This window comes from Bradyrhizobium sp. LeoA1Lang (assembly GCF_055413685.1).
In genome coordinates this window covers 1-349 of sequence record NZ_JBVAPG010000553.1, presented here as the reverse complement: position 1 = coordinate 349, position 349 = coordinate 1, and the positions used below count along the sequence as shown (strand labels likewise).

Genomic DNA, 349 nt, shown 5'->3' with positions numbered 1-349 from the left:
CGAGGAAGCTGAGGTTGCGAAGCTTCAGTGTTCCCCGGAGAGACCAGATGAACAGCCACAAGAATGCGCGTTTGACGCCCAAAGGTCGAGAGGCGATGGTACGCAGCGTGGTGGAAGGTGGGCTGAGGGAATGTCAGAAAGAATGTGTAAGCAGGTTTCTGTGAGTTTACCTTACCGAGGAGACTCACAGAAACCTGCTTACACATTCTTTCTGACACCCTCTGGGCTGAGCCAGGCCGACGCGGCCTACCAGTTCAACACGACACCGAAGACGGTCGCCAAATGGGTCGAGCGGTTCCGCGCCGAAGGTGTGAATGGGTTGCGCGACCGTTCCTCAAGGCCCCTTTCA

Annotated in this window: 1 protein-coding gene; it reads left to right on the top strand. The window is 56.7% G+C overall.

Going from position 1 to position 349, the window contains the following annotated elements; genetic code table 11:
* Window positions 1-130: 130 nt before the first annotated feature.
* Window positions 131-349 (top strand): helix-turn-helix domain-containing protein (locus ACZYOF_RS44480; protein WP_463719684.1); only part of this gene is annotated, 219 nt, incomplete at its 3' end.